18 protein-coding genes and 1 pseudogene are annotated in these 20,152 nt (G+C 64.3%); 11 read left to right on the top strand and 8 right to left on the bottom strand.

The window, feature by feature from the left end; translation table 11 throughout:
- From EN943_RS08455 to EN943_RS08465, 3 genes and pseudogenes are all read left to right on the top strand, one after another.
- Positions 1–345, top strand: a pseudogene (locus tag EN943_RS08455) (heme biosynthesis protein HemY); the annotation flags it as partial.
- A gap of 102 nt (positions 346–447) precedes the next feature.
- Positions 448–927, top strand: coding sequence for a TerB family tellurite resistance protein (locus EN943_RS08460; protein WP_127296572.1), 480 nt, complete (start codon positions 448–450; stop codon positions 925–927).
- Between the two features lie 15 nt (positions 928–942).
- Entirely contained in the window at positions 943–1,659 is a 717-nt protein-coding gene (locus EN943_RS08465) for a glutamine amidotransferase (protein ID WP_127412263.1), read from the top strand.
- A gap of 99 nt (positions 1,660–1,758) precedes the next feature.
- Here EN943_RS08465 and EN943_RS08475 read toward each other — a convergent pair whose 3' ends face one another.
- The 8 genes from EN943_RS08475 to EN943_RS08510 all read right to left on the bottom strand — a co-directional run bounded on the left by EN943_RS08475 (position 1,759) and on the right by EN943_RS08510 (position 11,046).
- Positions 1,759–2,067: an NIPSNAP family protein gene (locus EN943_RS08475; protein ID WP_127385932.1), complete on the bottom strand. Its 309-nt coding sequence runs from the start codon at positions 2,065–2,067 to the stop codon at positions 1,759–1,761.
- Between the two features lie 51 nt (positions 2,068–2,118).
- Positions 2,119–3,357, bottom strand: coding sequence for an MFS transporter (locus EN943_RS08480; RefSeq protein WP_127412264.1), 1,239 nt, complete (start codon positions 3,355–3,357; stop codon positions 2,119–2,121).
- Between the two features lie 162 nt (positions 3,358–3,519).
- The gene (locus tag EN943_RS08485) at positions 3,520–4,620 is read right to left on the bottom strand and encodes a pyridoxal phosphate-dependent aminotransferase (protein ID WP_127412265.1); all 1,101 of its coding nucleotides are present in this window, start codon (positions 4,618–4,620) and stop codon (positions 3,520–3,522) included.
- 119 nt (positions 4,621–4,739) lie between these two features.
- Complete coding sequence (locus tag EN943_RS08490) at positions 4,740–5,201, bottom strand: MucR family transcriptional regulator (protein WP_127412266.1); 462 nt, start codon at positions 5,199–5,201, stop codon at positions 4,740–4,742.
- Positions 5,202–5,416: 215 nt separating this feature from the next.
- Positions 5,417–6,136: an ROK family protein gene (locus EN943_RS08495; RefSeq protein ID WP_127412267.1), complete on the bottom strand. Its 720-nt coding sequence runs from the start codon at positions 6,134–6,136 to the stop codon at positions 5,417–5,419.
- A 12-nt stretch (positions 6,137–6,148) separates the two neighbouring features.
- Positions 6,149–7,525 carry a glucose-6-phosphate dehydrogenase gene (zwf, locus tag EN943_RS08500; protein ID WP_127412268.1) on the bottom strand — a complete coding sequence of 459 codons (1,377 nt, stop codon included), beginning with the start codon at positions 7,523–7,525 and terminating at the stop codon, positions 6,149–6,151.
- A gap of 22 nt (positions 7,526–7,547) precedes the next feature.
- On the bottom strand, positions 7,548–8,561 hold the full coding sequence (gene gnd / locus EN943_RS08505; protein ID WP_127412269.1) for a phosphogluconate dehydrogenase (NAD(+)-dependent, decarboxylating): 1,014 nt from the start codon (positions 8,559–8,561) through the stop codon (positions 7,548–7,550).
- A gap of 64 nt (positions 8,562–8,625) precedes the next feature.
- The gene (locus EN943_RS08510; RefSeq protein ID WP_127412270.1) at positions 8,626–11,046 is read right to left on the bottom strand and encodes a glucan 1,4-alpha-glucosidase; all 2,421 of its coding nucleotides are present in this window, start codon (positions 11,044–11,046) and stop codon (positions 8,626–8,628) included.
- 331 nt (positions 11,047–11,377) lie between these two features.
- On the opposite strand from EN943_RS08510, the gene EN943_RS08515 reads away from it, so the two are divergent.
- The 8 genes from EN943_RS08515 (at position 11,378) to EN943_RS08550 (ending at position 20,115) form a co-directional block, all read left to right on the top strand.
- Positions 11,378–12,664 (top strand): histidine kinase, encoded by a 1,287-nt coding sequence (locus EN943_RS08515; protein ID WP_127412271.1) that lies wholly within the window; start codon positions 11,378–11,380, stop codon positions 12,662–12,664.
- Positions 12,664–13,386, top strand: a complete 723-nt coding sequence (locus EN943_RS08520) for a response regulator transcription factor (protein WP_127412272.1) — start codon at positions 12,664–12,666, stop codon at positions 13,384–13,386. The genes EN943_RS08515 and EN943_RS08520 overlap by 1 nt, the downstream gene beginning before the upstream one ends.
- Before the next feature lie 114 nt (positions 13,387–13,500).
- Positions 13,501–14,469, top strand: coding sequence for a YihY/virulence factor BrkB family protein (locus tag EN943_RS08525; protein ID WP_245475650.1), 969 nt, complete (start codon positions 13,501–13,503; stop codon positions 14,467–14,469).
- A 195-nt stretch (positions 14,470–14,664) separates the two neighbouring features.
- Entirely contained in the window at positions 14,665–15,555 is an 891-nt protein-coding gene (locus tag EN943_RS08530) for an SMP-30/gluconolactonase/LRE family protein (RefSeq protein ID WP_127412274.1), read from the top strand.
- A gap of 96 nt (positions 15,556–15,651) precedes the next feature.
- A complete protein-coding gene (locus EN943_RS08535; RefSeq protein ID WP_023811211.1) occupies positions 15,652–16,665 on the top strand; it encodes an ABC transporter substrate-binding protein in 1,014 nt (337 codons plus the stop codon).
- 48 nt (positions 16,666–16,713) lie between these two features.
- Positions 16,714–18,183 carry a sugar ABC transporter ATP-binding protein gene (locus tag EN943_RS08540; RefSeq protein WP_127412275.1) on the top strand — a complete coding sequence of 490 codons (1,470 nt, stop codon included), beginning with the start codon at positions 16,714–16,716 and terminating at the stop codon, positions 18,181–18,183.
- A gap of 1 nt (position 18,184) precedes the next feature.
- Positions 18,185–19,165, top strand: a complete 981-nt coding sequence (locus EN943_RS08545; RefSeq protein WP_164778125.1) for an ABC transporter permease — start codon at positions 18,185–18,187, stop codon at positions 19,163–19,165.
- A gap of 2 nt (positions 19,166–19,167) precedes the next feature.
- On the top strand, positions 19,168–20,115 hold the full coding sequence (locus EN943_RS08550) for an ABC transporter permease (protein ID WP_127412277.1): 948 nt from the start codon (positions 19,168–19,170) through the stop codon (positions 20,113–20,115).
- Positions 20,116–20,152 lie beyond the last annotated feature (37 nt).

The raw sequence follows: 20,152 nt of genomic DNA on the forward strand, positions 1-20,152 counted from the left end.
TTCGAGTGGCGCGCGCCGATGGAACGGCTCGGCCAGTTGATCGACAGCCATGATGACGTGCCAGCCAGTGCGGCGCCGGTCATCGAAGCATTGCCAAAGCCGACGAGCGAAAAAAGGCCGGCCGAGGTGATCGATGATGCCGGTGGCGAGACGTCGGCGGGCAAGCAAGCTGAAAGTCGCGAAGAAGATCATGTCAGGCCGATCACGGCAGCGGCCTTCGCCGCGGTGCCGAGCGATGCCGAGGGCGTCGAGCCGGCCGAGGAGCTTGCGCGGTTGCCGGACGATCCGGGCGTCGATCCGGACGAGGAAGCGCAGAAATCGCCGCGCCGGTTTCGGTTGTTTTGAGTTGGGCAGGCCGTCAGGCCCCTCTTATTCAAGAAGATGGAGCATGATGTCGTCCGAAAACCGCTTCACACTTTTCGGCATCATGCTCTAGGGAATGGATCTATGTTTGAACGCGTTCTGTCGTTTCTCAGGGATTTGCCGGCCGGTGCCGGCACGCATGCCAGCACGGACGATCCGCGCATCGCTGCCTCGGCGCTGCTCTACCATGTGATGAACGCCGATGGCGTGCGCCAGGATGTCGAGTGGGAGCGGTTCAAGGCGGTGCTGGCGGAGAGCTATTCGATCAGCGGCGCGGAACTCGAAGCCCTTGCCGCCGCCGGCGAGCGGGCCGACAATGAGGCGATCGATCTCTATGCCTTCACCAGCGTCCTGAAGCGCCATCTCGATGCCGATGCGCGCAAGGCCTTCATCGGCCTGATGTGGGAAATCGTCTATGCCGACGGCGAGTTGCACGAGCTCGAGGACAACACCGTCTGGCGCGTCGCCGAGCTGATCGGCGTCGAACGCCATGATCGCGTCGAGGCGCGCCGCAAGGCAGCGGCGCACGCGCCGGGCGCCACCGGAACATCGAGCGACGAATAGGATCTTCGCCCTTCCATGCCGCGCCAAACGAGTTCGAAGCCAAAGATCCTGATCGTGCTGCATCAGGAGAGTTCGAGCCCGGGACGTGTGGGCCACATGTTGCTGGAAGAAGGGTTCGATCTCGATATCCGCCGGCCGCCGCTTGGCGACGCCTTGCCCGAAACACTGGACGACCACGCCGGCACGGTGGTGTTCGGCGGCCCGATGAGCGCCAATGACGAGGACGAGTTCGTTCGCCGTGAGACCAACTGGCTGGAAATACCGCTGAGGGAGAACCGGCCATGTCTCGGCATCTGTCTCGGCGCGCAGATGCTGGTCAACTGTCTCGGCGGCAAGGTCGAGGGTCACGGCGAAGGGCTGGTCGAGGTCGGCTGGTATCCCCTGAAAGCGACCGAAGCCGGCAAGCAACTGATGCACTGGCCGGAGATGGTCTACCAGTTCCACCGCGAGGGTTTTTCGCTGCCCAGGGACGCGACGCTGTTGGCGACGGCCGAAACCTATCCCAACCAGGCCTTCCGCTACGGCGACAATGCCTGGGGCATCCAGTTCCATGGCGAACTGACCAGGGTGATGATGCAGCGCTGGGTGGTGCGCGGCGCGCATCGCTTCGAATTGCCCGGTGCCCAGCCCGGCCGCGATCATCTCGGCGGCCGGCTGATCTGGGACATGCATCTCAAGCGCTGGCTGGACGAGTTCCTGCGGATGATTTTCGGCAAGCCGAGCAATAGCTAAAGCGCGTCGCGTTTGAACGGCTTCAGGCGACGCGCTTTAGGTCTTTGTTTTTATGCATGTCGTTCTCCCAAAACCGAGGCCACTTTTGGGCAACATGCATCAAGGTTCGAGCACCGGCCGCAGGAAGCTGCGCTCGTAGCTGAGAATGCTGCGATTGCGGTTTTCCATTTCAAACACGTCCTGGCATTCCGGGTCGGCAGCCATCCGTTTGCGATAGTCCTCGTAGTCGGCAAGGCTCGGAAAACTGAACATGGCATAGGCGATATTGCTCGCCCCCTCGCTCGGAAGGAAATAGCCGTGATGGTTTCCGCCGAGACGATTGACCAGAGCTATCCAGCGACGGCCATAATCTTCGAACTCGGCAAGCTTGTAGGGGTCAATGACATATTTCAGGTAGCAAGTGATCATGAGAACTCCTGTGGCATGGGCGAGGCAGGTCGGCTGTCAACCGTGGGAAGATCAGTTGCGTCCGTTGAGGTGGCGCACCTTGCGCAGCTGCGGGAACAGCACCACCCACAGGCCCGCGACGGCGATCGCGCCGATGCCGCCGATCACCACGGCCGGCACCGTGCCGATCAGCGCGGCCATCGTGCCGGCGCGGAATTCGCCGACCTCGTTGGAGGCGCCGACAAAGACCTGGTTGACGGCATTGACGCGGCCACGCACCTCGTCAGGCGTCCACAGCTGGATCAGCGTCTCCCTGATGTAGACGCTGAACATGTCGGTGGCGCCGAGGCCAGCGAGGGCGATGATCGACAGCCAGGTGATGGTCGACAGACCGAACAGCACCGTGAAGGCGCCAAACGCGGCGACGAAACCGAGCATGATCTTGCCGGCATTGTCCCGCAGCGGGTGGCCGGCAAGCCAGACCGCGACGCAGATGGCACCGATGCCGGGCGCCGAGCGCAGCAGACCGAGGCCCCATGGGCCGAGTTCCAGAATGTCGCGGGCATAGACCGGCAGCAGCGCCGACGCGCCGGAGAGGAGCACGGCAAAGAGGTCGAGTGAGATGGCGCCGAGTACGATCTTCTCGCTCCAGATGTAGCGAAAGCCGGCAAACAGCGTTTCCATCGTCGGCTTGTCGGTGGTTCCCTGCTGCGCGGGCTTGGGAATGGTGAAGATCAGCAGGCCGGCCACGAGCATCAACACAGCGGCGACGGCATATGCGATCTCGGCCGAGACTCCGTAGAGAAGGCCGCCGGCAACCGGGCCGACGATAGTCGCCGTCTGCCAGGCGGATGAGTTCCAGGCAATCGCGTTGCCGAAATCCTCCGGCGGTACCAGATTCGCGAATAGCGACGACGAGGCCGGTCCGTAAAAGGCGCGCGCCATGCCGAACAGCGCCAGCACGACGAAGACTGGCAGCGGACTGACGAGGCCACGCAGCGTGAAGTACAGGAGAACAAGGGCACAGCCGGCCTCGACTACCGTCGCCAGTGCCATGATCAGCCGGCGGCCGAAGCGATCGGCGACGACGCCGGTGACCAGCACCAGGAGCAGCGACGGCAGGAACTGGACGATGCCGACAATGCCGAGATCGAAGGGATCGCGCGTCAAATCATAGATCTGCCAGCCGACCGCGACAGACACGATCATGGTGGCGAATGTGGTGAGGAAACGCGCCGCCCAATAGCTCAGGAAGGAGCGATGGCGGAACGCGGCATAGCGCTGGTCCGGCGAGGTTTGTGCTGCTGTCATGATTTAAGAGGCCCCGTTGCAGTGACGTCAGCTGGCGGGGCACTTCCACGATGGGCGCTGGTCCGGCTGGCGGAACTTTTAGCTCAGTTCGCCGCGGATATGCGTCAAAATCAGCGCTGGATCAAGGAATTTTAGGCCTGTTCCGCCGACCACACTATGAAGTTACTGCCGCAGCGCGACGGAGATCGCGTCGAGGCCGCCGCGCAATTCGGCTTCCGTCGGCCAGCCGAAGCCGACGCGGAAGAAGCGTTTTTCCATCTCGAACCAGTGGCCGGGTCCGACATAGGTGCCATGGTTTTCCAGCAGGTCCACATAGAACCGGTCGAGGTCGAAGCCGGGTTCGACATTGAGGCGCGGGAAGCCGACGACACCGCCTTCGGGCCGCACCCAGTCGACCAGCGGTTCGCGATCGATCCAGGCCTGGACGATGTCGCGACGCTTCGCCATTTCGGGCAGCAGTGTCGCCAGGAAGGCGTCCCGGCGCTCGAGCATGCCGCGGGCAATGCCTTCGTCGATGACGCTGCCGCAAATGCCGATCTGCTCCTTGGCGGCGAGGAATTTCTCCTGAAGCACCGCATCCCCAGTGATCAGCCAGCCGATGCGGATGCCGGGAATGCCGAAGGCCTTGGACAAGGACGAGACGCTGATCGCCTTCGGGCTCAGTGAGGCAGCCGTCGGCAGCCGCCGGCCGTAGGAGAGGTCGCGATAGGTCTCGTCGACCAGCAGATGGCAGCCGCGAGCCTCGGCAAGCGCCACCAGCGCATCGAGCTCGGCTCGGCTCATCATCGTGCCGGTCGGGTTGTGCGGGCAGGTGACGCTGATCAGCTTCGTGTCGGGCCGCATCGCCGCCTTGACGCGTTCGACATCGATGGCGAAGCCTTCCTCGAAGGCCAGGTCGACAAAGCTGATGGCGCAGCCGATCGCCCTTGGGGTTTCGATGTTGGTGGCGTAGTTGGGCCTGATGACGACGAGATGGTCATTGGCCGACAAAAGCGAGGTCGAGATGATGAACAGCGCCCCTGCGGCACCGGCGGTGACCAGCACATCATCCGGCGAAATGCCGGCATCCTGCGCCGATATCAGTGCACGCAACTGCTTGTCGCCGCGATGCTCGCCATAGAAAAGCGTGAGATCAGGCAGCGACAGGCCGATGTCGGAGAGCTTCTGGTCGGCGATCGAGCTTTCCGAAAGATTGCAGCGGATACGGTCGTAGCCGTATTCTTCCGGCGCCTCTTTCTCGATCACCATCCTGGTGTAGTTCATGGCTTCCCCCAAAGACCTTGCCCGGTCCATCCAAGCCACAAAAACATGAAGCCTGCCAAGGCGAATTCGCCGGCAGGCTTCTGTTCCAGTCGTCCTAACTGTTGGCTCAGGACTGAAGTTCAGGCCGAGGCCTTCGCCTTCCTGCCCTTGGCGGGCGCCTTCACAGGGGCGGCCTTGCGGCCGAGGCCGATCGACTTCGCCAGCAGCGAACGCGACGCCGCATAGTTGGGGGCGACCATCGGATAGTCCGACGGCAAGCCCCATTTGGCGCGATAGGCGTCCGGCGTCAGGCCGAAATGCACGCCCAGGTGACGCTTCAGCGATTTGAACTTCTTGCCGTCCTCGAGGCAGATGATGAAATCGGGCGTCACCGACTTCTTGGGGTTGACCGCCGGGACCAGCGGGGCAGCCACCGGGACAACAGGCTTGCCGAGCCCGCTTATCGAGGCGCTGACGCTGGCGATGAGGTCGGCCAGGCCGGAGACGGGCAGGCGGTTCTTCTCGACGTAAGCGGACACGATGTGGGCGGTCAGTTCGAGCAGATCGATGTCTTTACGGGCACTGTTGCTATCGTCGGTCACTCTATTTCTCCGTCTACAGCGAATGACCTGAAAATCGGATTCGACTTCCGGAAAGGATCATGCGCGAAATCAAAATGCTATGGCGTCCTTCGTGCGTCCACGGAACGAATGGCGTTGTTGTAGCGCGGAATTCCTAGTCGGCAAATCTGCGTATTGCAACGACTTGATGGCAGGTCACACGTTATTTTGAACAACTATATTAAACAATAACAGTATCAGACTATCAGCGCCTTGTCGCGCCACAAACGAAACCCGCCTTCGAAGGCGCGTGTGTTGTCGCCGCGCCTGGAGTCGGCGGGCAATTCATCGAGCTTGTCGACGTTGCCGCCGCCAATGACGACATAGTCCGGCTGCATGGCGGCACGGAGCCGGTCGACGACGTCGAAGACGTATTTGCGCCATTTCTTCTTGCCGCGCTTTTCCAGGCCGCGTTCGCCGACATAATCCTCGAAACTCTTGTCCTTCTTGTAGGGCAGATGCGCGAGTTCCATCGGTTGGGCGACGTTGTCGGCAATCATCGCCGCACCGAGACCGGTGCCGAGCCCGAGGAACAGCATGCGCCCGCCCTCGTAGCTGCCGATGGCCTGCATCAGCGCATCATTGACCACTTTCACCGGTTTGCCGAATGCAGCCGCGAAGTCGAATCCGGCCCAGCCCTTGCCGAGATTGGCGGGGGCGGCGAGCGGCCTGTTGTGGTTGACCGGGCCGGGATAGCCCATCGAGACTACGTCGTAGGACAGGCCTTCGGCGAGCTTGTTGACCGTATCGATCATCTGCTGCGGCGTCAGGCCCGGCCCCGAATCGGCGCGGCGCTCCGCGCCGCCGGCGCTGGAGAGGATCTTGACGTGCGAGCCGCCGATGTCGATCGTCAGCACGATCTTTTCAATGTCCGGCTTCTCGGTGCCCGATGCCGGTTGCTTCACTGCCTTGGCCATCGTGTGGTCCTCTCACTTCACCGGATCGATCCAGCCATTGGGCGGCCCGAACCCGGCCATGACGTCCGCGGGTCCCCATGTGAGCGGCTCGTAGAGGTGCGGCGGCGTGGTGTCGCCAAGCACCGGGCCGACGATGCGCCAGGCCAGCTCGCTGGCATCCTGGCGGGTGAAGAGCTGGCCGTTGCCGTTCATGGCGTCGCCGATCAAGCGCTCATAGGGCGGCATGTCGCCCTTCGAGTCGTCGAGCGCCGTCAGTTCGACCTGCTCGCCGATCATGTCGTCGCCCGGCGCCTTGCGCTGTGCGCCGATGGCGATCACCACTTGCGGATCGATGCGGAAGCGGACGTAGTTCTGGTCGGCTGGCTTGATCGGATCGAAGACATCGAGCGGCGGCCGCTTCAGCCGCACCACCACTTCGGTGACATGCACCGGCATGTTCTTGCCGGCGCGGATGAAGAACGGCACATCCTGCCAGCGCCAGGTGTCGACGAAGAAACGCACCGCCGCGAAGGTCTCGACCGGCGAATTCGGCGCCACGCCGGGCTCGGCGAGATAGCCGGTGAACTGGCCACGCACGACATCGTCTTTTGTCAGCGTCCTGATCGCGCGCAGCACCTGCACCTTCTCATCGATCAGGTCGTCGGCGGAGCGGCCGACAGGCGGCTCCATGGCAAGCAGCAACAGGATGTTGAGCAGATGGTTCTCGATGACGTCCCTGATGCAGCCGACATCGTCATAGAAGCGGCCACGTCCCTCGACGCCGAAATCCTCGGCCATGGTGATCTGCACGCTCTCGACGTAGTTGCGGTTCCAGATCGGCTCCAGGAAGGAATTGGCAAAGCGGAAATAGAGCAGGTTCTGGATCGCTTCCTTGCCCAGATAATGGTCGATACGGAAGATCGACTGTTCGTCGAACACCAGATGCAGGACGCGGTTCAGCCAGCGCGCCGATTGCAGATCGTGACCGAAGGGCTTTTCCACCATCAGCCGCGCGCCATGCGCGGTGCCCGATTGCTCCAGCCCCTGGACGACGGTCTCGAACATGGTCGGCGGCACCGCCATGTAGTGCAGCGGCCGCTGTGCGGTGCCGAGGGCGCTCTTCAGTTTCTCGAACGTCGCTCCATCGCGGTAGTCGCCGCTGACGTAGCGCAGCAGCGAGGCAAATTTGGCGAACGCCTTTTCGTCGATCTTGCCGAGCGCATTGACGATGCCGTCGCGGGCGCGCGCCTGCAATTGCTTGAGGTCCCAGGCATCGAAGGCGACGCCGATCACCGGTTCGGTAAGCGTGCCCTTGGCGACCATCTGGTAAAGGGCTGGAAATATCTTCTTGTGGGCGAGGTCGCCGGTTGCCCCGAAGAGCACCAGCGTGTCGGACCGTTCCTGGCTCATGCGCGTGTCTCCCCCGCTGTCGTCACTTGCCGGCCTTCGGCTTCTCGACATGGCCGCCAAAGGCATAGCGCATGGCGGAGAGCAGCTTGTCGGCGAATTCGGATTCGCCTTGCGAGGAGAAGCGGTCGAAAAGCGCCGAGGACAGAACCGGCGCCGGCACGCCGGTGTCGATAGCCGCCTTCAGCGTCCAGCGGCCTTCGCCGGAATCCGAGACGCGGCCGCCGAAATTCACCAGGCCCGGATCGCTTTTCAAGGCTCCGGCCGTCAGGTCGAGCAGCCAGGAGCCGATGACGCTGCCATGCCGCCAGACCTCGGCCACCTGGGGAAGGTCGATGTCGAACTGGTAGTATTGCGGGTTTTCCAGCGGACTGGTCTCGGCGTCCGCCGTCCGTTGCCGCTTGCCGGCATTGGCCGACTTCAGGATGTTCATGCCTTCCGCATAGGCGGCCATGACGCCGTATTCGATGCCGTTGTGCACCATCTTGACGAAGTGGCCGGCGCCGCTCGGTCCGCAATGCAAATAGCCGAAGGGCGCGGTCCCGGCATCCCTGGGCGGATTGGAGCCGGCATCGGCGCCCGGCGCCAGCGTGGCGAAGATCGAATCGAGGTGCTGCACCGCCACGTCGGGGCCGCCGATCATCAGGCAGTAGCCACGCTCCAGGCCCCAGACGCCGCCACTGGTGCCGACATCGACAAGATGGATACCCTTGCCGGCAAGTTTCGCGGCCTGGTCGACGGCGTCGTGGTAATAGGAATTGCCACCGTCGATGACGATGTCGCCGGGCTCCATCAGGGCCGCCACCTGGTCGATGATCCTGCCGGTGATCGCCGCCGGCAGCATCAGCCACACACAGCGCGGCTTGGCCAGCTTGCCGACGAATTCTTCCAGCGAGGCCGCCCCTAGCGCGCCGTCGGTCACCAGGGCCGCGACGCTGGCCGGGTTGATGTCGTAGACGACGCATTCGTGGCCGTCGCGCATCAGGCGCCGGACCATGTTGGCGCCCATCCGGCCCAGTCCCATCATTCCGATCTGCATGGTTTCGTCCCTGTTTCCTTGGAGATTTGCGGGGTTTATCGAGGGAAGGTCTACTGGCTATGATCTACTGGCCATCTTGGTCGCCCGATGTGACGGAGAAGTCGACATTCTCCCAATCGCCGGTCCCGGGCCAGAAAAAAGTGAAGGTCAGCGTGCTTCCCTCGGGGAGGCTTGCCGCGGGCAGATCGGCAAGATGGATGCCGAAGGCGTTCTCTACCGTCTGGCTGTCATGGGCGGTCGCCCAGTTGTCGGTGCTCCAGTGGACTGTAGCCGGGTCCAACACTTCGACGCGCAACGTCTTGCCGGCTGGGACCGTGCGGATCTTGTTGTTGAACCGCCATGTTCTGAACGGCGATACGGTCTTGTCCTCTATATAGCGCTTGACGCCTTGCGGCGGCATGTCGAAGACCGCGCCGTCGCGCAACGAGCGCAGCAGCTTGATATGCTCCGAATGCGCCCAGACCAGCGGCATGGCGCTGCCCGAGGGGCGGCCGTGGCGCAGTTCGCGTTCCGGCAGATCGGCGCCGTCCCAGACCTGCTCCGGCAACAGGCCGCCCGGTCCGGCCGAGTCTTCCAGCGCTGCCAGCAGGCTGGCTGCCTTTTCCTCGTGTCCAGCCGCCAGCTCATAGTGGGCGCGTTCGCCGGCCAGCAGCGGCCAGGGGCGACCCTGTCCGGTGCCATCGAAAGGTGCGCCATCTTCATGCTCGCCATAGCCGTCACCGTTGTAGCGGTACCAGAGCGGCCCTTGCGGCAGATCGCAGCGCAATTGCGCGTCGATGACCTTGACCGTATTGACGATGCGTGGGTCGTCGGCCGCTCGCAGACCGAAGCGGACAAGTGCCAGTGCATCCGGGCTGACGATCTCCTTGGCGGGCCGATCCGTGTCGCCGGGCGGCCGGTTCTTGATCGGGACATAGCCGTCCTTCGGCGAACCGGCCTCGGCGCTGTCGGGCGGCGCGATGCGGACATAATAGCCGTCGACGCCGACTTGACTGCAGACCGCCGTGCCGGTGACGTAGGTCCAGCGCTCTACCTGGTCGTTCCAGACGTCTGCTGTCTCGCGCAGATAGGTCGCGGCGTCTGTCTTGCCGCAGGCGTCGAGCAGGTCGGCCGCGGCAAGCAGTGCGGCGATTTCGACCGCGAGCGTGAACGGGCTGTAGCCTGCATCCTCTTCCCAGCGGTCCTCGCCGGTGACCGGCCCGTTGCGCACGACATAGCCGGCGGCGCGCTCGATCATCGGCAGGAAGGTCATGAGCCTGGCGCGCGGCAAATGGCCGGCGCGGTGCAAGGCATCGGCCAGCAGCAGCGGAAAGGCGCATTCGTCCATCTGGATGCCGGGCCAATAGGCCGATCCGTCGAGCCAGGCGTTCTGCGGCCAATGGCCGTCCGGTTGCTGGATGGACCCGAGGTAATCGAGGATTTGCAGGGCCGAGGCAGCATCGCCGGCAGCAAGAAAGCCGCCCGCCGTCTCGACCAGATCGCGCGGCCAGACCAGATGGTAGCCGCCGAGATCATCGTCGCCCTTGTCGAAGCCCCACGGGATCGACAGGCTGGCGACCGCGGCGCCCGGTGTGGCGATCGACCGGTGCGTTGCCAGCACCGCCGTCGAGATGCGATAGAAGTTGATCCCGGGCACCGCGTGCCGGTCGTCCAGCGGCAGCAAGCCTTTTTGCCAAGTGCGCCAGTTCTGGAGGTAGGATTTCGCCGCGGGTCCAAAACCCTGCTTCAGGCTGGCGAAAGCATGTTCCGCGGCCTCCTCTGATGTCGGGCCAAATCCCAGTGCCAGCAAAGCCTTGGTCCTGGTCGCGGAAAAGCCGATCTCGCCCGTCAGCGCGACATTGCCGTCCTCGGCCCGCTGGTGTGCCGCGTCGAGCTCACCTGTGTTGTGGAGTTGCTGCCAGCCGTCGGAAAAGCCGACATAGCCGGCCGAACCGGTTCGCCAGGGCAGCGACGAGGCCAGCGCCAGGCAAGAGCCGCGCCCCGAGGCGAACAGCACCGGCTTTCCCTCGTGCTCGCCGACCCAGGCGGTGTTGCCCATGCCGGCATTGACCAGATGCGGCGCCAGAAGCGCGTAGACGCGGTAGTCACCGGGCATCCCTTTCTGCGCCGTGAAGGTGATTTCCTGCAGCAGCGCCGGGCGCGCCGGGTCGGCGAGGATGCGCTTTTCGATCCGCCAGGCGCCGTCGCTCGCCGTGTTGACCAGCCTGTAGGCGGGCACGCCGTCCTCGAACGGTTCGATCGTATGCACGGCATCGCGTTTCTCTTCCGAGAAACAGCCGCCGGGGCCGGTGACGATCAGGCCGAGGTCGCGGGTGCAGGCGCTGTCGACGCGCGGATAGTAGATTTCGTTGAGGATGCCGTGGCTGATCGTGAACCAGATCCGGCCGGCCGGCGAAAGCGACGTTCCGACGCCACTCTTGGCGCTTGATGTCCAGCGCGCCGGAATTCCCGGGGCGCCCGGAGCAACGTTTTGCGTCACTGGCATTCTGTTTCGGTCTCCTGGCCTCCTCCCTAGACCAGGACGCGAACCCTTTACAATCATTGCACCGCAAGTTGATCGGGCGCGCCAACGGCAGGGCAACGAATTCGGGCCAACGGTTTTCTTCGGAGCCTTCGCCGGCGCATTGGCTGACGGAGCATCAAACAAAAAACCCGCCTGTACGGCGGGTCACTGGCGCAAATCAGCACCATGGACGAAAATCTACCATAGCTGAGGTCACCGAGTCAAGAAAAAATTCCTATGGCCAGCGGCGCCGCGTTGACAGCGGCGGCGGCATGCGTCCACTATTTCCCGGCACGGGAGGATCGTGAAAGCAATGGCGGAAGTGTCCCTGGTCCTGATCGACCGGCTGCTGGCGATATCGCGGGCACTTGCCGGCCATATCGATCCCGGCACGGCGTTCCGCGCGACCGCCATCGAGATCGGCTCGCTCATTCCGCACGACCACATGGATCTGGCGGTGCTGTCGCATGATGGCCGCCGGCACGCCTGTTACGAAGCCGGTTTCCACACCAGCTGGAGCGAGCTTGCCCAGCATCCGCTGCCGACCGAAGTCAGCCCGATCCGCTCGGTGCTGTGGGGCGAAGTTCCCTATCTGCTCGCCGACGACGCGTTGAGCGACGAGCGGTTCCATTTCGCCACCGCCATCGATGGTCCGATCTTCGCCGCCAGGTTGCGCAGCCGCATCGTCGTGCCGCTCAGGGCGCGCGGCGGCATCATCGGCGCGCTCAACATCAGCCGTCACGAGGTCGACTGCTACACGCTTGCCGATGTCGCGGTCGCCCAGCAATGCGCGGACCTGATCGCGCCCTACATCTTCGCGCTGATACAGACCGAGGAGGCGCGCCGCGCCATGCTGGCCGAGAGCGAGGCGCGAAACCGCGTCGAGTTGCTGCGCGTCGGTGCCTCGCAACTGACCGAAGGCATGGAGCGCGAACGCCGGCGAATGGCCATGGATCTGCATGACCAGACGCTTGCCGATCTCGCCCGGATCGCGCGCCAGCTTTCGGCCCTTCGCGGCCAGGGCGTGGCGCGGGCAGCACAGCTTGCCGATCTCGAAAAGGAAGTCGCCGGCTGCCTGACGGAACTGCGCCACATCGTCGACGACATGCGGCCGAGCGTGCTCGAACTGTTCGGCCTGCGCGACGCGGTCGAGGCGCATCTCAACCGCAGCGTCGCCAGGGCCAAGCCGCCGATCGCCGTGCGCATCGCCGACACCAGCGACGGCGGCGCCGACAGCCTGTCCGAGCCAGTGCGGACGGCGCTCTACCGGATCGTGCAGGAAGCGATCAACAATGCCGTTCGCCATGCCGCGCCGCACCGCATCGACGTGCTGCTGGCGTCGACCGCGAGTGTGCTGCGGGTGATCGTGACGGATGACGGCCAGGGCTGCGGCACTGTCGATCCGGCCGCGTATGGCGGCATCGGCCATATGCACACGCGGGCAGCCCTTATCGGGGCGCGGTTGCGCATCGGCCAGGCCAGCCGCAAGAACGGCGGCACCCGCGTCGTCGTCGAGATCGATCGCCAGCCGTCGCGGGAATTGCCCGTCGTGGCGGCTGCAACAATGCCCGGCGAACTCGCCGTGTCGGAGGCCATGTGATGCTTGTGATGATCGCCGAGAATGACGGGCTGCACCGTAGCTTCGCGCGGCGAACGGTGGAGCAGCTGTGGCCCGGCGACGTCGAGGTGATCGAAGCGAGCGACGGCGAGGACGCCATCAACCTGGCGACTGAGCGCGAGCCACTGCATGTCGTGCTCGATTTGCAGATGCCGAAGGCGACGGGAATCGAAGTTGCCAAGGCGATCTGGAATCGCCGCGCCGGCACGCACATCCTGTTCTGGTCGAATTTCGCCGACGAGGCCTATGTGCGCGGCGTGGCGCGCATCGTGCCGCCCGGCTCGGTCTATGGCTATGTGTTGAAGTCAGCGACGGAGGAGGGCATGCGGTCGGCCTTGCGCGGCGTTTTCCGCGATGGCCACTGCATCATCGACCGCGAGATCCGCGGCATCCAGCACCGCGTGCAGGACAAGTTCGAGGGCATCACCGACGGCGAATATGAGAGCCTGATCGACATCGCGCTTGGCCTCACCGACCGGGCGATCGCGGCACGGCGCGGCCTGTCGATCCGTGGTGCGCAGAGCCGCATCAAGCATGTCTATGACAAGCTCGGCATCATGCCGGCGGAGGACGGCGCCGGCGATGCTTCCGTGTTCAACTCGCGGACGCGGGCGATCTATCTCGCCATGGCGCGTGGCCTGATCAACATCGACGCACTGCGCCGCGAACAGGACCGGCTCGATGCCTGGCTGGCGGAACACTGAAACAAGGGCGGCCGCGACCCGGAACATCGGAAGGTCCGGCGCATTGCTGGTGAACGCCAACTCAATTCCTGCGGTTCGGAAGTGCGACCCTCAATCACAGATTCATGGCACCTGGTGCGTGAAAGCATAGTCGGCTTCATCGACGACAATGCGCTTAGCCATGGTGCTGCGATGGCCTTTTATGCCACCACCTCGCTGGCGCCGATCTTGCTGATCGTGGTTGCGATCGCTGGTCTCGTCTTCGGCCACGATGCCGCACAATTGGCCTTGTCCGCGCAGATATCAGGGCTGATGGGACCGGAAAGCGCCGATCTCCTCAAGACGGCCTTGGAAAGTGCATCCGGCAGGTTGTACGGCACCTGGGCCGCGATCATAGGGCTGGTCACCTTGCTGGTGGCCGCGTCTGGCGTCTTCGGCGAAATGCAGCAGTCGTTGAACACAATCTGGAAGATCGAACCGCAAGGCAATTCCCTGTCGCGTCTGGTGCGGGCACGGGCCGCCAGTCTGGGGTTGGTGGCCGCACTCGGGTTCCTGTTGCTGGTCTCTCTCATCGCAAGCGCTGCGATTTCGGCACTGGGCGCTTTCATCAACGCCCACCTGCCGTTCGGAACGATCATACTCAGCGGGATCAATGGCGTCGTTTCGTTTGCGCTTATCTCCGTGATGTTTGCCGCCATTTACAAGGTTTTGCCCGATCGAACCCTGGAATGGCGCGATGTGGGGATTGGCGCTGTCGGGACCGCGGCCCTGTTCACCTTGGGAAAATCACTTATCGGCTGGTATATCGGCACCAGCGCGATTGCGTCTTCGTATGGCGCCGCCGGCGGACTGCTCGTCATACTGCTCTGGGTTTACTACTCGTCGGAGATTTTCCTTCTCGGTGCCGAGTTCACGCGCGCCTATTCCGTTCGGCACGGCAGCCGGTCCGATCTGAAAACCTTGGTTCACAGCCCTCTACCCACGCAGCACGACTCATTTCGCGCAGGGCAAAAATCCAACTCTGCCGGCGTGGTCGTGCTCGTGGCGGTGGCGTGCGCGAGCGCAACCTTGACCGCGCTTTTGCGAAGTGTTCGCCGGCCCTGATCTGACGTCGCCGCTATCCTGTGCTCGATAGGCACGGCCGACTGTGCAAACGCACAGTCGGCCGTGCGCTTTGACCCGTATCGGCTCGCCGGTACCGCGCCTACGCTCTGCCTCAACAAGAAGACTGTATCGGGAAGCGCTCATGCCATTCGTCACCATGCGGAGTAGCACGGCTGTTCGCGCCGGGAGCCGATGATGTCGGTGCCGGCGCGCGCGCGCCATTCCGGCTTCGACGACGTCGTCGGCGATGCGACCATCGAGACGCTGGCGAGCGGCTTCGGTTTCCTCGAGGGGCCGGTCTGGCACCCTTACGAAAAATGGCTGGTCTTCTCCGACATTCCGGAAAGCCGCATGTATCGCCGCAGTGCCGCAGGCGAGATCGAGTTGTTCCGCGAGCCCAGCCACAAGGCCAATGGCAACACGCTGGACCGCCAGGGGCGGCTGGTCACCTGCGAGCACGCGACGAGCCGGGTGACCCGCGCCGAGCCCAACGGCAGCGCGACGGTGCTTGCCACGCACCACCAGGGCAAGCAGCTCAACAGCCCGAACGACATCGTGGTCGCCACCGGCGGATCGATCTACTTCACCGATCCCGGCTATGGCCGGAAGGAATTCTATGGCGTGCCACGCCCGCAGGAGCTGTCGTTCCAGGGCGTTTACCGCATCGATGGCGACGGCGCCCGGCTGACATTGCTGGCCGACGATTTCGGGCAGCCGAACGGGCTGTGCTTTTCGCTCGACGAGTCGCGGCTGTTCATCAACGACACCGAACGCGGGCACATCAGGGTGTTCGGCGTCGAAGCCAATGGCGACCTCAATGGCGGCGCCGTCTGGGCAGTAACCGAGGGCGAGGGCCCGGGAGCGCCCGACGGCATGAAGATCGACAGCCGCGGCAATCTCTACTGCACCGGACCCGGCGGCATCCACATTTTCGACGCGTCGGGCGCCATTCTTGGCGTCATCCGGACGCCCGAAGATTGCGCGAATTTCACCTTCGGCGACGACGATTTGCAAAGCCTCTATATTACCGCGTCGACGTCGCTGTACCGGCTCAGGGTGCGCGTGCCGGGATTGAGACTGTTTTGAGCTCACGACAATCCGTGCTCAAATCAGAGTTGGGAGTGAGGCCGGGGTCAAAGCCGGTGGGAATGCAGCAGTCAACACATCTGGGAGGATAACGACATGAAGAAACTGTTCGTTCTGGGCGCTCTGGCGGCAATGCTCGCCTCGGGCACGGCGCTGGCCGACACCAGTGGCAAGAAGATTGCTTTTTCCAACAATTATGCCGGCAATTCCTGGCGGCAGGCGATGCTCGACAGCTATGGCATCGTTACCAAGAAGGCGGTCGCCGACAAGATCGTCGGCGCGGCCGACATCTTCACCACCGCCGACAAGGAAGTGCCGACGCAGGCGGCGCAGGTGCAGAACCTGATCCTGCAGGGCTATGACGCGATCGTCATCAACGCTGCCTCGCCGGATGCACTGAACGGCGCCATCAAACAGGCCTGCGACGCCGGCATCGTCGTCGTCTCCTTCGACGGCACGGTGACCGAGCCTTGCGCCTACCGCGTCGTCGTCGACTTCAAGGACATGGGCAAGCAGGAAATCGAGCAGATGGCCAAGTTCCAGCCCAAGGGCGGCAATCTGCTGGAAATCCGTGGGCTTGCCGGGACCTCGATCGACGATGCCATCCATGCCGGCATCCTCGAAGGGGTCGCCGCCCATCCCGAGTTCAAGATCGTTGGTTCGGTGACCGGCGACTGGGACCAGACGACCGCGCAGAAGGCGGTGGCGACCATCCTGCCGTCGCTGCCCGACATCGTCGGCGTCGTCGACCAGGGCGGCGACGGTTACGGCGCGGCACAGGCCTTCGCCGCCGCCGGCAAGCCGCGCCCGACCATCATCATGGGCAACCGCCAGGACGAGTTGCAGTGGTGGAAGGAGCAGAAGGACAAGGACGGCTACCAGACCTGGTCGGCCTCGATCGCGCCCGGCGTGTCGTCGCTCGCCTTCTGGGTGGCGCAGCAGGTGCTCGACGGCCGCACGGATATTCCGCACGATCTGCTGGTGCCGTATCTGGCCTTCACACAGGACGATTTCGAGGCCGAGCTGCCGAAGATCCCCAAGGGCGGCGTCGCCAGCCACGAATACACGCAGGAAGACGCGATCGCGGCCATCAAAGCCAACATCAAGTGAGTGTCGGCCAGCGTTGCCGTCCGTACAGCCAAGCGAGTATCGTTAAGCATGCCCAGGGGTAACGCTGACATCATCAGACTGAACGGCGCCGAAAAGCATTTCGGCGCCGTTCGCGCACTGGGTGGCGTGGATTTTCACGTCGAACCCGGCGAATGCGTCGGTCTCGTCGGCCACAATGGCGCCGGCAAATCGACGCTGATGCACATGGTGGCGGGCACGCTGGTGCCCGACAGCGGGCAGATCGGCGTGCATGGCGGCACCGAGGACAACTACTCGGTGTCGCGGGCGCAGCAGCTCGGCATACGCTGTGTGTTCCAGGAACTGTCGCTGTGCCCCAATCTCAGCGTTGCCGAGAACACACGCATCAATCATGCGTCGCTGCGCGGCTTCGGCTGGCGGCGCAAGGCGGCCGATCTGATCGCCGCCAAGCTCGACGAGATTTTTCCGGGTCACAGCATCTCGGCGTCGGACATTGTCGGCGACCTGTCGATCGGCCGGCGCCAGATGGTCGAGGTCGCACGCGCCTTCACCGTCACGCAGGATCGTCTCGACCTCGTCATCCTCGACGAGCCGACATCGTCGCTCGACGCGCATACGGCGGGCCAGCTGCTGGCCTTCGTGCGCCGCTTCGTTGCCGGTGGCAAAAGCTGCATCCTGATCTCGCATGTGCTGGGCGAGGTGCTGCGCAACGCCGACCGCATCGTGGTGATGCGCGACGGCAAGGTGGTTGTCGCTGACGCCGCCAGCGCCTTCGACCGCGACCGGCTGGTGACGGCGATGGGCGGCGCGGAAGCGCGCCAGAAGATCGCGGCGCAAATCGCTGCCGCCAAGCCAGCCGCTAGTCCGCTGCGGGTCCGGGCGCGGCCCGCCGCGCAGAAGGACGGCACCGACCTTGTCGCCTGCGCCGGTGAGATCATCGGCCTTGCCGGGTTGGCTGGCCACGGCCAGACCGACCTGCTGCTGGCGATCTTCACTGCTGCATCGCGCGCCCGGGCCGGTATCGAGGTGACCGCACCGGTGGCGCTGGTCGCCGGCGACCGCCAGTCGGACGGTATCTTTCCGCAATGGTCGATTGCCGAGAATATCGGCATCCGCTCGCTGGCGCGGCTGCGCAGCGGGCTGCTGATCTCGCCGCAGCGCGAGGCCGAGCTCGCCCAGTTCTGGCAGAAGAAGATCGGCATCCGCACGCCCGATATGAACAACAACATTTTCTCGCTGTCGGGCGGCAACCAGCAGAAGGCGCTGTTTGCCCGCGCCCTCGGCTCGGACGCACAGATCGTGCTGATGGACGACCCGATGCGCGGCGTCGACATCGGCACCAAGCTGGAGGTCTACGACCTCGTGCGCGAGGAGGCCGCCCGAGGCCGCACCTTCCTCTGGTACACCACGGAAACCGAAGAGCTCGACAATTGCGACCACATCTATGTCTTCAAGAACGGCCGCATCGTCGCCAATCTGCGCCGCGACCAGTTGACCGAAGAGAAGATCATCCAGTCCTCCTTCGGCGATGCGGCCTGAGATGACGGCCGCCAGCCTCGACACCGCTGCCAGGACTTCCGCCGAGCGTGGCGCGCTGGCCCGCGCCCGCCTGCTGCGCGGGCTGCTGCCGGCGCTGTCGCTGGCGCTGGTGCTGCTCGCCATCGCCTGGCTCAACCCGCGCGCCATCAGCTATTTCGGCTTCAGCCTGATGCTGAACCTGGCGATCCCGATCGCGCTGGCGACGATCGCGCAGATGTTCGTCATTGCCGGCAACGAGCTCGACCTGTCGATCGGCACTTTCGTCGGTTTCGTCGGCTGCGTCACGGCGACCTGGCTGAAGGACGCGCCGCTCATCGGCGCCGTCATCCTGCTCGGATCGATCGGTGTCTATGCGCTGCTCGGCGCGCTGATCCATCTGCGTAACCTGCCGTCCATCGTGGTGACGCTGGGCATGAGCTTCGTCTGGCAGGGGCTGGCGATTCTCGTCCTGCCCAAGCCGGGCGGCAAGGCGCCGGACTGGCTGCTCGGGCTGATGGCGTTCAAACCGCCTTTCGTGCCGTTCCCAATCATCGCCGCGCTGCTGATCGGCCTCATCGTCCATTTCGGCCTGATGCGCACCTCCTACGGCGTGATCCTGCGCGGCTCGGGCGGCAATCCGGCGGCACTCGGCCGCGCCGGCTGGTCGCTGCTCCGAACCAAGATCGTGCTGTTTGCGCTCGCCGGCCTGTTCGGCGTGCTGTCCGGCATGGCGCTGATCGGCATCACCACCTCGGCCGATGCCAATATCGGCAATGGCTACACGCTGCTGGCCATCGCCGGCGTCATCCTCGGCGGCGGCGAATTCGTCGGCGGCCGGGTATCGCCGATCGGCGCGGTGATCGGCGCGCTGACGCTGGCGCTCGCCGCCTCGCCGCTGCTCACCTTCATGCACATCCCGCCGGACTGGCAGGTGGCCGCCAACGGCGCCATCCTGATCATCGTGCTGGCGGCCCGCGTCCTGATCAGCCGCAGGGAGAGGTAGCCATGGCCGCGTTGAAACCACTGCTGGCCAAAACCTGGATCTGGTCGTTCCTCGGCGCCCTGCTGGTCTGGCTGGCGACGATCGCCTTCACCGGCGGTTACGGCGCCGGCGGCATGGTGACGGCGGCCCTTTCGCTTGCGGTGTTCACCGTCATTGTCGGCGTCGGCCAGATGTTCGTCATCACGCTCGGCCCGGGCAATGTCGACCTGTCGCTGCCGGCCAATATCGGCCTTGCCAGCGCCGTTGCGATGAAAGTGATGGACGGCAATGATTCGATGATCGTGGTCGGACTGCTGGCGGCGCTTGCCTGTGGCGCGGCGGTCGGCGCCGTCAACTATCTGCTGATCTGGGCGCTGCGCATCCCGCCGATCATTGCCACTCTGTCGGCCAGCTTCATCATCCAGTCGATCGACATCAGCTACGGCCGCGGGCTGCAGATCAAGCCGCCGCCGGGCTTCGCCGATTTCGCCAACTGGCAGATACTGGGCATTCCGGTGCTGGCGATCCTCACCGTGCTGTTCACCATCGGTGCGGCCATCGCGCTGCAGCGGATGATCTATGGCCGCTCGGTGCTGGCGATCGGCCAGAACATTCGCGCCGCGTGGCTCGCCGGCGTCAATGTCGGCCGCATCCGTTTCCTCACCTACACGCTGTCGGGCGCGCTCGGCGGCATCGACGGCGCGCTGCTCGCCGGCTATTTTCGCGGCGCCAATGTCGATATCGGCAATGAATATCTGCTCGCCTCGATCGCCGTCGTCGTCATCGGCGGCACCTCGGTCGCCGGCGGCAAGGCCAATGTGCCCGGCGTGTGGGGCGCGGCGCTGTTCCTGGTGCTGCTTTTGACCATGCTCAACACGTTTGGGGTGAGTGCCGGAGTGCGATTGCTGCTCACGGGGCTGATCATTGTCGGGGTGATCACGGCGGCGGGCGGGCAGAAGGCGCCGCGGTAGCGCAGAACGTTGTATGCTGGCGGGACAGCACCCCCCT

It is taken from the genome of Mesorhizobium sp. M7A.F.Ca.US.006.01.1.1, from assembly GCF_003997935.1.
In the GTDB taxonomy this organism is placed as follows: domain Bacteria; phylum Pseudomonadota; class Alphaproteobacteria; order Rhizobiales; family Rhizobiaceae; genus Mesorhizobium.

Bases quoted from the DNA above. Each gene is read 5' to 3' on its own strand.
- EN943_RS08460 (WP_127296572.1), top strand. From the start codon at position 448: ATGTTTGAACGCGTTCTGTCGTTTCTCAGGGATTTGCCGGCCGGTGCC.
- EN943_RS08495 (WP_127412267.1), bottom strand. From the start codon at position 6,136: ATGGCCAAGGCAGTGAAGCAACCGGCATCGGGCACCGAGAAGCCGGAC.
- EN943_RS08545 (WP_164778125.1), top strand. From the start codon at position 18,185: ATGACGGCCGCCAGCCTCGACACCGCTGCCAGGACTTCCGCCGAGCGT.
- EN943_RS08540 (WP_127412275.1), top strand. From the start codon at position 16,714: ATGCCCAGGGGTAACGCTGACATCATCAGACTGAACGGCGCCGAAAAG.
- zwf (WP_127412268.1), bottom strand. From the start codon at position 7,525: ATGAGCCAGGAACGGTCCGACACGCTGGTGCTCTTCGGGGCAACCGGC.
- EN943_RS08535 (WP_023811211.1), top strand. From the start codon at position 15,652: ATGAAGAAACTGTTCGTTCTGGGCGCTCTGGCGGCAATGCTCGCCTCG.
- EN943_RS08515 (WP_127412271.1), top strand. From the start codon at position 11,378: ATGGCGGAAGTGTCCCTGGTCCTGATCGACCGGCTGCTGGCGATATCG.
- EN943_RS08480 (WP_127412264.1), bottom strand. From the start codon at position 3,357: ATGACAGCAGCACAAACCTCGCCGGACCAGCGCTATGCCGCGTTCCGC.
- EN943_RS08530 (WP_127412274.1), top strand. From the start codon at position 14,665: ATGTCGGTGCCGGCGCGCGCGCGCCATTCCGGCTTCGACGACGTCGTC.
- EN943_RS08510 (WP_127412270.1), bottom strand. From the start codon at position 11,046: ATGCCAGTGACGCAAAACGTTGCTCCGGGCGCCCCGGGAATTCCGGCG.
- EN943_RS08465 (WP_127412263.1), top strand. From the start codon at position 943: ATGCCGCGCCAAACGAGTTCGAAGCCAAAGATCCTGATCGTGCTGCAT.
- EN943_RS08475 (WP_127385932.1), bottom strand. From the start codon at position 2,067: ATGATCACTTGCTACCTGAAATATGTCATTGACCCCTACAAGCTTGCC.
- EN943_RS08485 (WP_127412265.1), bottom strand. From the start codon at position 4,620: ATGAACTACACCAGGATGGTGATCGAGAAAGAGGCGCCGGAAGAATAC.
- gnd (WP_127412269.1), bottom strand. From the start codon at position 8,561: ATGCAGATCGGAATGATGGGACTGGGCCGGATGGGCGCCAACATGGTC.
- EN943_RS08520 (WP_127412272.1), top strand. From the start codon at position 12,664: ATGCTTGTGATGATCGCCGAGAATGACGGGCTGCACCGTAGCTTCGCG.
- EN943_RS08550 (WP_127412277.1), top strand. From the start codon at position 19,168: ATGGCCGCGTTGAAACCACTGCTGGCCAAAACCTGGATCTGGTCGTTC.